Genomic DNA, 11,180 nt, shown 5'->3' with positions numbered 1-11,180 from the left:
CCGCGCCGGGGCCGAAGGACGAGGTGGAAATGGTTGGACAGCAGAGCCCACCCGAGAAGTTGCGCCTCCCCCTCCCGTACCACTTCGGCGAGCTTCGCAAGGAACGTTTCCCTGTCCTTCTCGTCACGGAAGATCGCCGCGCCCTCGATGCCCCGCGCCATCACGTGCTGCACCACCCCCAACACGTCCAACCGAGCCATCCTCGGCATCGCCGCTCCTCTCTCCTCTCCCTCAGCGTCCTAAACTCGCAGGCAAACCTAGCAAAACCAAATAACCTGTCAACGTCCCCTCGGTCTCCACAATCCCTGGGTTCCGTCGGCTTTGCGTGTATCCGGGCACGCGTGGCCGTCTGACACTGTACCCGGACGTCGGGCCGTGCAGGTCCCCGGCCAACAGCCATTGCGGCTTGGACGCCGCTCCCACGGCCTTGGGCCACGCGGCGCGGAAAGCGGAAGGGTTGAGCCTCCCGGCGCCCCAGCCTCCTAGCGGGCACCGCCCTCCCCCGGGGCCAGGGGGATGCGTCGGTCGAGTTCGCGGGAGCGGTCTTGTCCGGCGTCGACCTGTTCGGGGCGGAGTTCGCGGCGCACAGCTTCGCGGCGGGCCTCGGCCTCGGCGGCGCCCCGGGCGGCGGCCAGGTTGAGCCAGACATAGGCCTCCACGAGATCCTTCGGCATGCCACGGCCCGCCTCGGCCATGAGCCCGAGCCGGAACATGGCCTCGGCCTCGCCGTTCTCGGCGGCCCGTCGGTACCACCGGGCCGCCTCCTCGAAGTCCTGGATGACACCCCGGCCGTTCTCGTAGAGCGCGCCCAGGAGGAGTTGGGAGCGGGGGTTTTCGGCCTCGGCCGCCGCCTTGAACCATCGCAGGGCCTCGGCCATGGTGCGGGCGTCCCCGGTTTCGCGGTAGGACTGGAGGAGATCGAGGCCGAGCCGGTGCTGGGCCTGGGGGTCTCCCCGCTCGGCCGCGGCCCGGAGGGCCTCGCCGGTGAGTTCGAGCGCCGCGCCGGGAAGGTTTACGGCTTCGAGCAGGCCCTTCACCGCGGCGGCGCTGGCCGACTCCACCCGGCCCCCATGGGGCCACAGGGCGATCCCGAGTCCCACGGCCACGACGACGGCCGCGGCCCCCCCGGCCCACCGGCCGGCCAGGGCCCAGTCGGTGCCCAGGAACCGCTTGCGGCACTCCCGGCAGCGAAACCACACCGGGAACGGCCGGCGCCAGGTGCGCTCGGCCTTGTGCCGCCGGGATTTCCGGATGTCGGCGCTGCCGCAGTGCGGGCAGGTGGTCATGGATCCTCCCCCGGGCGAACCCTCCGGCCGTTCGGCCGTCGGTCAACGGTCGCGACGGCGCCCCTGCGGACTCTCGGAACCGGGCGCCGGAGACTCCCGCGCATTTCAGCGGGATTCCGAAACCGTGTCAATGACGAGCCCCCCTCACCCCGGCCCTCTCCCCCCGCTGGGGGGAGAGGGAGACACACTGCAGGCCGTCCCTCCCGGCGCGAAGCGCATTCCCCCTCCCCCTGCGGGAGGGGGCAGGGGTAGCGACATCGGCTCCCCCCCCGGGGGGAGAGGGAGCCAGAGCGGCTGATCCGGACGGCCGACGCCCAAAAAACGAGGCCTCGATGCCTCGCAGCACCCCGGCCTTCGAGCTTCCCAGCCTCCTAGCCTTCCAGCTTCCCAGCCGCTCTCCCCAGCACCAGCGCCCGGAACGTATCGCCCATGCCCGGGCCGGGGAGGAGCAGGGGGGCCAGGGCCTGCATGGCGGCGAGGCGCTCCACCTCGGGGAGCCGGGCCTCCAGATCCCGGACCTCGTCCTCGAGGCCCCAGGCGAACAGGAACTCCCGCTGGTTCCGGAAGTCCAGGGGTTCGAGCCCAAAGGCCCGGCCGGCCGCCCCGAGGTGGGTGAAGTCCACGTGGGCCGTAAGGTCCTGCTCCCCCGGGTCGGCCAGAAGGTCCTCCACGAGCCGGTGGGCGCGGTACGCGACGGCCGTACCCCGGGGCCGGTGGGGCCCGTAGAGCCGGTCGGCCCGGTCGCCGTAGTCGACGGTGAGCACGTAGCCCCGGCCCAGCAGCCCGGCCACCCGGCCGAGCCACCCCTCGGCCGCCGGCCGGATCTCCACCTCCCAGTCGCCCAGCGGCGGGGCGTACCCGTCCAGGAATCGCCGGGCGGCCGCCGAGGGCTCGGCCCAGACCTCGACGAACCCCCCGCCGACCCGGTCCACGAAGGCCTCCTGGAGCTCGGGGCCGTCTCCCCGAAGCCGGTGCACCGGGAGGGCGTCCACGAGTTCGTTGGAGAGGTAGACCCCCGCGAACCCCTCCGGCACCACCTCCAGGCATCGCTCGGCGTGGGGGGCGAGGAGGTCCCGGCGGCGGCGGTCGAGGGCCGGGCTCGCCTCGTCGGCGGCGTACCGGAGCCGCCGGCAGAGGACCGGGTTTCGCTCGGCCAGGGCGTCCAGGAGGTCCCGGGCCAGCCGGCCCTCGCCGGGCCCGCCCTCCACCAGCACGAAGGGCTCCGGCCGGCCGAGCGCCCGGTCGGCCGCCTCGACCCACCGGGCGAGGCACCGGCCGAAGAGCCGGCTCAGGTGGGGCGCGGTGGTGAAGTCCCCCCCGTCGGCCCCGATCCGGACCCGGCCGGCCGCGTAGTAGCCGCCCTCGGGATGGTAGAGGGCGAGTTCCATGAACCGGGCGAAGGGGATCGGCCCCCGGGCCCGGATCTCGTCGCGAATCGCCTGGGCCGCGGGCGTCATCCGGCCGCCTCCCCACCGGCGAGCCACCGGGCCCGCCAGGCGTCCAGGGCCTCCAGGGCCCGCCGGGCCTTCTCCTCCTTGCCCCTCTTCTTGTCGCGGATGCGGACCCCCAGGGGGGGCAGGAGGCCGAAGTTCATGTTCATGGGCTCGAACCGTTTCGTGGGGCTCGCGGCCACGTGCTCCGCCAGGGCCCCGACCGCGGTCTCGGGCGGCAGGGGGTCCGGGGTGCGGCCGGCCCGGCGCAGGGCCAGGTTGAGCCCGGCCCAGAGCCCCATGGCGGCGCTCTCCAGGTACCCCTCGACCCCGGTGATCTGCCCGGCCAGTTGGATCCAGGGGTACCGGCGAAGCCGCAGGTACCGGTCCAGGAGCCGGGGCCCGTCCACGTAGGTGTTCCGGTGGAGGCTCCCCAGCCGGTGGAACCGGGCCCGCTCGAGCCCCGGGATGAGCCGGAACACCCGCTCCTGCTCGGGGTAGCGGAGCTTCGTCTGGAACCCCACCAGGTTCCAGCGCTCGCCCGCGGCGTCCTCGCGCCGCAGCTGCACCACGGCGTAGGGCCGCCGGCCGGTGCGCGGGTCCTCGAGGCCCACCGGCTTCATGGGGCCGAAGAGGAGGGTTTTCGGCCCCTTGGCCGCCAGGGTCTCGATGGGCTGGCAGGCTTGGAACACCCGTTCCTCCTCGAAGTCCCGGGTGGGGACGGTGTCGGCCGACACGAGGGCCTCGTAGAACCGCTCGAACTCCTCCCGGGTCAGGGGGCAGTTGAGGTAGTCGTCGCCCCCCTTGCCGTAGCGCGAGGCGGGAAAGGCCACCGACCGATCGATGGAGTCCCCCTCCACGATGGGGGCCATGGCGTCGTAGAAGTAGAGGGACTCCGCGCCGGTGAGCGCGGCCAGGTCCTCGGCCAGCGCGTCGGCCGTGAGCGGGCCGGTGGCCACGATGACCTCCCGGTCCCGGGGAATCCGGGTCACCTCCTCGCGGACGATCTCGATCCCCGGGTGGGCCTCGAGGCGCTCGGTCACGGCCCGGGCGAACCGCTCCCGGTCCACGGCCAGGGCCTGGCCGGCCGGCACCCGGTGGGCCAGGGCGGCCTCCAGGATCACCGAGCCCAGCCGGCGGAGCTCCTCCTGGAGCAGCCCCGAGGCCTGGCCCAGGCCCATGGCCTTGAGCGAGTTGGAACACACGAGCTCGGCCAGGTGGGCCGTGCGGTGGGCCGGGGTGAGCCGGACGGGGCGCATCTCGAAAAGCCGCACCGCCACACCCCGCCGGGCGAGCTGCCAGGCCGCCTCGGCGCCCGCGAGCCCCCCGCCGATGACCTCGACCGGGGCGTCGGCGGCTCCCCGTGGCTCGCCCACGGCCTACCCCTCCCCCGCCGGGCCGGCCGCCGGCCGGGGCCCCGCCAGGGCCGCGGCGGCGCGCTCGTCCACGGTCCGCACGTGGAGGTCCCGCTGGGGGAACGGGATCTCGACCCCGGCCTCCCGGAACTTCCGGTCGATGGCCCGGTGGAGCTCGCTTCGCACCCGCAGCCGGTCGTCCACGTCGCCCACCCACACCCGCAGCTCGAAATCCAGAGAACTCTCCCCGAAGGCGAGGAACAAAACCTGGGGCGGGGGGTCCCGGCGCACCTGGGGATGTTCGTCGGCCACCTCACGCAGGATCTCCATCACCTTCTCCACATCGGACCCGTAGGCCACCCCCACCGGCACCACCACCCGCACCATGCGGGTCGAGAGGGTCCAGTTCGTGACCCGGCCGGACACCAGGTCGGCGTTGGGCACGATGACCTCGGACTGGTCGAAGGTCTCCACCACCGTAGCCCGCAGGCCGAGCTTCCGGACGATCGCCCACTCGCCGTCGATCTGGACCACGTCGCCCACCTTGATGGGCCGTTCGAAGAGGAGGATGAGCCCGCTCACGAAATTGTTCACGATGGTCTGGAGCCCGAACCCGATCCCGATCCCGAAGGCCCCGGCGAGGATGGTGAGGTTCCGCAGTTCGAACCCCAGGGTGCTCAAGGCCACCAGGAACCCCATCAGCACCAAGGCGTAGTGGATCAGGCGGTTGATGGACAGCCCCGTGCCCCGATCCACGGCCCGGCGGGGGTAGACCTCCGACTCCAGGAGGCCCTGGAGAAGCCAGGACGTCAGGAGCGCGCCGTAGAGCACCACGGCCGCACCGGCCACGAGCCCCAGACTGATCCGGGTGTTCCCCACCGTGGCCCCGAGCGACAGGAGCGAGGCCACCGCGGACCAGGGCGACTCCGAAAGCCGCCACACCTCGGCCACCAGGCCCCAGGCCGCCAGCGCCACCGCGATCCGCCCTCCCCACAGCAGATGCCGGGACAACCGCTCGCCATGTCCCGGCCCCAGGGGCAGCCGCCCCCACAGGGCCGAGTGGGTCACGTACTCCACCCCGCCCTGGACCAGCACCGCGACCACCCACGCCAGCAGCAGCAGGAACGTGGTCTGGATCGAGGCGTCGAGCAGGTGGGCAGCCAGGTTCGCGTACCCGGCGGCCTGGGCCAGCCCGACGGCACCCAGCACGGCCGCCCCGAGCCGCAACCCCCTGGCGTACCACCGGGCCCCCGCGCCCCGAGCCACCCGCGCGCGCCACAGGCACAGCGGCACGCCGACCGCCGACACCGCGAACACGTACAACCGGAACAGCGGCGCCGGCACCCCTGCCACCCGCAAGGCCTGGTTCACCAGGAACAGCCCCGCCAGCAGATACACCAGCCGGCGCCGCCATCCCCCGGGGAGGAGCACCGTCACCAACCGGGCGGCGCTCAGGCCGATCAAAACCCAGAGCAGGAGCCTCCAGGTCGGGGCCAACACCGGGTAGAGCGCGAAGGGAAGCCCCACGCCCACGAGAACGGCGGCCGCCACGGCTCGCTCGGCCAGAAACCGCCACCTCTCGGAAGCCGAAAGGCGTTCGCGGTTTCTCCGCAGCAGGCCGGCCACCGCGGCGGCCAACGCCACCTGGAGCGCCACCACCCAGCCGGCGCGGGCCCAGAACCGCCGATCGGGCCACCGGATGCTGCGCACCCCGGACGCGAGCGTGTCCGGCCTGAAAGCCTCCGCGAGGGACGCCAGGTACCCGGCCGAGAGCATCGTCGGGGCTGACCGGCGCCACAGGGCGCTGCGCACCGTCTCGAGCAGGCGGTCCGTCTCCGCCAGGAGGCTCTCGATCCGCAACCGGGCATCCTCGGCCCTTTTCTGGAGGCCCAGATAGGGCTTCGCGGCCCGGGCCACCGCCTGGAGCGCGGCGTCGGCGCTCCGGGAGGCCGCGCGGAACGCCTCGGCCCCCTCCTTTGCCAACTCCTTGGGCGCCGTGTTCCGCCACGCGGCCCACCGGTCGCGCTCCGCTTCCCACTCGGCTTTGCGTCGGTCCAGGGTGCTCAGGACCCCCTGGACCGGACCGGTGGCCTCCTCCAAGGCCGCCCGTTCGGCCTCCAGGAGCGCCTTGATCTCGGCCACCTCCTCGTACCCGAAATCCCCGGCCCGCGTGAGGGCCTCCAGCCGCGCCCCCAACTCCCCCACCCGGCTGTCGAGTTCCCCGAGGGCCGCTGCGATCTCCTGGGGATCCGGGAACCCGGCGATCTCCGCCTCCAGGGCGGCCCGCCGCTGTTCCAGCTCTGCCGCCTTCGGAATCAGATCCGCCAGGCCCGGCACCTCGGGGGCCGCCGGGGCGGATTCCGGGGCCGGCGGGGCGGGGGGCTTCGGGGCCTCCTGGGCCCGGGCGGGGGCCGCGAGCCAGAGGGCGGCCGCAAGCCCGACGGAAACGAACGCGCGCACCACGGGACACCTACCGGCCGAAGAGCTTCTGGAGGCCCTGGTCAATGGCCTTCTTCTCCCCCTCGCCCACCGGGAGCTTCTTGAGCACCTTCTCCTCCAGGACCTTCTGGGCCTTCTTCTCCAGGACCTTGCCGCCCATCCGGGCCAGGGCCTCGGTGTCGAGGCCGTAGGCCGGGGCCTCGGCCGTGCCGGTGAGCCGCAGGGGCACCCGGGACCAGCCCTGCTCGTCGGTAAGGGCGTCCAGGACCTCGCCTTGCCGCACGAGCCGGGCGGCAATCCGGCGGGGCAGGGCCACCGCGAGCTTGAGATCCAGGGCCTTGTCCACAAGCCCCACGGTGCCCGTGCCCGTGGCCTGGACGTCGGGCCCGTTCAGGACGAAGCTCCGCACCGTGCCCACCCCCCCGGCCGCCCCAGCGTCGAGCTTGAGGCTGTAGAAGTTCAGGGTCTCGAGCTCCTTCACCTGGAAGAGCTCCGCGAACTGCTTGACCAGGGGGTGGTTGAGGATCTTCCCGTCCTTGGCCTCGGCCCGGAGGTCGGCGGTGAGGGCCTCGAGGTCGCCATCCCGGCCGGAGGCCTTGGCCTCGAGCTCCACCACCCCCGTCATCGTGTTCTCGAGGGCCGGGGAGAGGGCCGGCAGGAGCTGGGCCAACTGGGTGCCGACGAGCGTCAGGTCGGCCTCGAAGGCCGGCCCCTCGGAGGCCAGGTCGGCCCCGGCCGCGGCCTGGAGTTCCCCGCCGTACACCCTGGCCTCCAGGGGCTTCACCGAGAGCCTGCCCCCGAGGAGCTCCACGTGGGCCCGGAACCCCTCCAGGGCGAGCCCGCCGGCCCCGAGGCGCCCGATCTCCAAGTCGCCCACGGCGTCGAGCGGCGGCGCCGCAGGCTCTCCGGCCGCGGCCGGGGCCTGGGGCTCCGCCCCCGCCGGCGGGGCCGCGGCCCCCTCCTCGGCCGGGGGCAGGAGGGCCAGGAACGGGTCGGCCAGGAGCTCGGGCGAGGTGAGGCGGAAATCCACCCGGGGCGGGGTGGCTCCGTAGCGGGCCGTGGCCGTGAGGTCCACGGTCTGGCCCGCCACCTCGGCCCGGAACCGGGAGAGCTCCACTACCGACTGGGCCGGGTCAAGGCCGGCCGCGAGGTCGAGGCGAACGTCCGCGGGTTCGCCTCGGTCCGCCCCCCGGGCGAGCACGAGGCCCTTCACCCCGGCGACGCCGGCGAGATCCATGGGGCCGCCGGCGGTTCCCTTCACGTCGAGGTCCAGCGAGAACACCCCGGCGGCCGGCACGAGCCCCCCCTCGCCCAGCAGGGGGCGCAGGGCCGGCAGGTCGAACGAGGCGATGCCGAGCTTCGCCTCCAGGCGCCGGGTCTGGGGGTTCAGGGTGCCGGCCACGGAGAACCGGCCCTCGGCGGCGAGCGGGAGCTTGGCCGACAGCTCGAACGGCACCGGCCGGTCGAGGGCGAACCCCCGGATCCGGCTCTCCACCTCGTCCAGCACGTAGGTGCGGGTCGGCTCGGCCGCCCGGTCCTCGAACGCGATCCGGCCCCGCTCGAGCGAGAAGAGGGCGATCGCCACGGCCACCGGGAGCTCCCCGGCCTCGGCCGGCTCGGTCTTCGGCGCCGCGGGTTCGGCGGTGGGTTTCTCCCCTCCGCCGGCCAGCAGATCCTGGACGTCCAGGCTTCCGTCCGGATTTCGCACCACACGGATCCGAGGCGCCACGAGCCGGATCTCCTTGAGATCCACCCGGCGCTGGAGAAGGGCCCAGAGGTCCCACCGGATCAGAATCCTCTCGGCCGCCACCAGGGGCTCCGGGGCCCCCTCGGCCCGCACGTCGAGCCCGTCCAGATGGATGCCGGTGAACCCGGCCCCGGCGTCGGCGATGGTGACCTTGCGGTGAAGCTTCTCTTCCAGGGGCGGCACCACCCAGGCCAGGATCCGCTCCTTGGTCAGGTACAGCTTCAGGGCCACGGTGGCGGCCACGGCCAACACGACCAGGATCCCAACCACCCACAGGAGAATCTTCCCACCCTTTCGCATCTCGCTCTCTCCTTTCTGCGCCCGCCCCGGGGGCCCGCGCAGGCGGACCCCACCCGGCCCCGGGGGATTTCGTCCGGCCCAATCTATCACCGAATCGGATGGGGGAAAGCGGGAAACCCCCGAGCCGCCGTGCCCGCGGCAGCGGGGAATCCCGCCGGGGCGGGCGCTACCAGTACTCGTCCACCGTGTCCCAGGGGGAGCGGAGCGTGGGGCGGGTCTTGTGGGGCCGGCGGGGCTTCCCGCCCCCGAGCACGAACACCACGGCGGCCCCGGCCACGAACCCGCCGATGTGGGCCCACCAGGCGATGCCGCCGGCCCCCCCCGCCGCAAGGGACGCCGTGCCGCTCAGGAACTGGAGGAAGAACCAAAGCCCCAGGAAGAAGTAGGCCGGCAGTTCCACGAAGGTGAAGAAAAAGAAGATGGGCAGAAGGGTCACCACCCGGGCCGTGGGGTAGAGGAGAAAGTACGCCCCCATGACCCCGGCGATCGCCCCCGAGGCCCCCACGGTGGGGATGGGGGAGCCCCAGTTGAAGAAGAGGTGCAGGAGCGCCGAGGCGATGCCGCAGAACACGTAGAACAGGGCGTACCCCAGGTGGCCGAACCAGTCCTCCACGTTGTCGCCGAAGATCCACAGGGTCCACATGTTCCCCAGGATGTGCATGAACCCGCCGTGGAGGAACATGGAACTGAAAAACGGGACCACCTGCTCCAGGAACCCGAAGTGGACCCGCACCAGGGGATCGCTGTACCGGGCCGGCACGAGGCCGTAGTGCATGAAGAACCGCTGGAGCCCGGCGGGCCCCAGGCCCAGCTCGTAGAGGAACACCAGGGCGTTCACCCCGATGATGGCGTAGGTGACGTAGGGGGTGCGGCGGTGGGGAATCGTGTCCCGGATGGGAATCACGTCTCACCCCCCGTCGCCGGAGGGCGGAGCCGGCCCGCCTCCTCCTCGCGCATGAGCTTGAACTCGATGGAGTCCACCAGGGCCTGCCACGAGGCCTGGATGATGTTCTCGCTCACCCCGACGGTGCCCCAGGTGTCCACCCCGTCGCTCGACTCGATCAGGACCCGCACCTTCGACTCGGTGCCCCCGCCCGAGGTCAGGACCCGCACCTTGAAGTCCACGAGCCGCACCGACCGGATCACCGGGTAGAACTTCTCCAGGGCCTTCCGCAGGGCCGCGTCCAGCGCGTTCACCGGGCCGTTCCCCAGGGCGGCGGTGTGCTCGCTCACCCCGTCCACCTTGACCAGGATCGTGGCCTCGGCGATGGGCTCCTCGTCCTCGGTGCGCTTTTCGTCGATCACCCGGAACCCCACCAGGTCGAAGAACTTCCGGTGCCGGCCCAGGGCCTTCTTGAGCAGCACCTCGAAGCTCCCCTCGGCCCCCTCGTACTGGTACCCCTCGGCTTCCAGGTGCTTCACCCGCTCGAGCACCTTGCGGGCGAGCTCGCTCCCCTCCTCCAGGGGGATCCCCAGCTCCTGGGCCTTGGAGAGCACGTTGGACCGGCCCGAGAGGTCGGACACCAGGACCCGCTGGACGTTCCCCACGAGCCCCGGGTCGATGTGCTCGTAGGTCAGGGGGTTTCGCCGCACGGCCGAGACGTGGACGCCGCCCTTGTGGGCGAACGCGCTGTCGCCCACGAAGGGCTGGTGTTTGTTGTGCTGGAGGTTCGCCAGCTCGTCCACAAACCGGGAGACCTCCCGGAGTTTGCGCAGCCGGTCCATGGAGATGCACGACCGGCCCATCTTGAGGATCAGGTTCGGGATGATCGAGATCAGGTTCGCGTTGCCGCACCGCTCGCCGAACCCGTTCACGGTGCCCTGCACGTGGCTCACCCCGGCCGTGACGGCCGTGAGGCTGTTGGCCACGGCGAGCTCGCCGTCGTTGTGACAATGGATGCCGAGCACCGCGTCCGGAAACCGGGCCTTCACCTCGCCCACGATCCGGCCCACGTCCCAGGGCAGGGAGCCGCCGTTGGTGTCGCACAGCACCACCACGTCGGCCCCGCCCCGCACGGCCGCCTCCAGGGTCTCCAGGGCGTAGCCCGGGTTCGCCTTGTACCCGTCGAAGAAATGCTCGGCGTCGTAGATGACCTCCCGGCCCTGGGCCTTGAGGTACCGGACCGAGTCCTCGATAAGCTCCAGGTTCTCCTCCAGGGGGATCCGCAGCGCCTCCTCCACGTGGAGATCCCACGATTTGCCAAACACCGTGACCGTGGGGGTTTCAGCCTCGAGGAGCGCCTGGATGCTCACGTCGTCCTCGGGGGCCACGCCGCTGCGGCGGGTGCTCCCGAAGGCCGTGAGCCTGGCGTTCTGGAGTTTGAGACGCCGGGCCTCCCGGAAAAACTGGATGTCCCGGGGGTTCGAGCCGGGCCAGCCGCCCTCGATGTAGTGGATGCCCAACTCGTCGAGCTTCTCGGCGATGCGCAGCTTGTCCTCGACCGTGAACGAGATGTCCTCGGCCTGGGTGCCGTCTCGAAGCGTCGTATCGTAGATCCGGATCATCGGGCTCATCTCGAGTTGGAAGGCTGGAAGGCTAGTGGTCCGTCTCACAAAAAGCATGCAAATTGCGGCGGTGGGGCTGGGGATCCGACGGAGCGCGACGGCCGAGCAGCCCGGGCCG

General features: G+C 72.3%; 8 protein-coding genes. All 8 read right to left on the bottom strand.

Annotated elements, in window-relative coordinates:
- On the bottom strand, positions 1-209 hold a 209-nt coding region (locus ACYQ8L_RS17095), incomplete at its 3' end, for a transposase (protein ID WP_459943028.1).
- 273 nt (positions 210-482) lie between these two features.
- Positions 483-1,286, bottom strand: a complete 804-nt coding sequence (locus tag ACYQ8L_RS17090) for a tetratricopeptide repeat protein (RefSeq protein WP_459943027.1) — start codon at positions 1,284-1,286, stop codon at positions 483-485.
- 371 nt (positions 1,287-1,657) lie between these two features.
- Positions 1,658-2,743: a class I SAM-dependent methyltransferase gene (locus ACYQ8L_RS17085; protein WP_459943026.1), complete on the bottom strand. Its 1,086-nt coding sequence runs from the start codon at positions 2,741-2,743 to the stop codon at positions 1,658-1,660.
- Entirely contained in the window at positions 2,740-4,092 is a 1,353-nt protein-coding gene (trmFO, locus tag ACYQ8L_RS17080; protein ID WP_459943025.1) for a methylenetetrahydrofolate--tRNA-(uracil(54)-C(5))-methyltransferase (FADH(2)-oxidizing) TrmFO, read from the bottom strand. The genes ACYQ8L_RS17085 and trmFO overlap by 4 nt, the downstream gene beginning before the upstream one ends.
- 3 nt (positions 4,093-4,095) lie before the next feature.
- Complete coding sequence (locus tag ACYQ8L_RS17075; protein WP_459943024.1) at positions 4,096-6,531, bottom strand: mechanosensitive ion channel domain-containing protein; 2,436 nt, start codon at positions 6,529-6,531, stop codon at positions 4,096-4,098.
- A 10-nt stretch (positions 6,532-6,541) separates the two neighbouring features.
- A complete protein-coding gene (locus ACYQ8L_RS17070; protein ID WP_459943023.1) occupies positions 6,542-8,557 on the bottom strand; it encodes a DUF748 domain-containing protein in 2,016 nt (671 codons plus the stop codon).
- A 166-nt stretch (positions 8,558-8,723) separates the two neighbouring features.
- On the bottom strand, positions 8,724-9,461 hold the full coding sequence (locus ACYQ8L_RS17065; protein WP_459943022.1) for a rhomboid family intramembrane serine protease: 738 nt from the start codon (positions 9,459-9,461) through the stop codon (positions 8,724-8,726).
- Positions 9,458-11,062: a citramalate synthase gene (cimA, locus tag ACYQ8L_RS17060; protein WP_459943021.1), complete on the bottom strand. Its 1,605-nt coding sequence runs from the start codon at positions 11,060-11,062 to the stop codon at positions 9,458-9,460. Before cimA ends, ACYQ8L_RS17065 begins: the two co-directional genes overlap by 4 nt.
- Positions 11,063-11,180: the final 118 nt, after the last annotated feature.

Source organism: Deferrisoma palaeochoriense, assembly GCF_054656955.1.
Note: the sequence above shows the minus strand (reverse complement) of the source record. Positions and strands in the feature narration are given on the sequence as shown.